This window comes from Salifodinibacter halophilus, from assembly GCA_012999515.1.
Classification (GTDB): Bacteria; Pseudomonadota; Gammaproteobacteria; order Nevskiales; family Salinisphaeraceae; genus Salifodinibacter; species Salifodinibacter halophilus.
Genome location: JABEEB010000529.1, coordinates 1 through 247, shown reverse-complemented (window position 1 = coordinate 247; position 247 = coordinate 1). Strand labels below are relative to the sequence as shown.

Annotated in this window: 1 protein-coding gene; it reads left to right on the top strand. The window is 66.8% G+C overall.

Annotation, left to right across the window (positions count from 1 at the left end; all coding sequences use genetic code 11):
• A partial coding sequence (locus HKX41_12725) for a galactonate dehydratase (GenBank protein NNC24999.1) occupies positions 1 to 247 on the top strand: 247 nt, incomplete at both ends.

Genomic DNA, 247 nt, shown 5'->3' with positions numbered 1-247 from the left:
CTACGAGCCGATGTTCATCGAGGAACCCGTCCTCCCCGAGCAGAACGACGCGCTCCCGGACATCGCCGCGCATACGACCATCCCGATCGCGACGGGCGAGCGGATGTACTCCCGCTGGGACTTCAAGCAAGTCTTCGAGAACGGCGCGGTCGACGTCATCCAGCCCGACCTCTCGCACGCCGGCGGCATCACCGAGGTGAAGAAGATCGCAGCGATGGCCGAGGCCTACGACGTCGCGCTCGCGCCC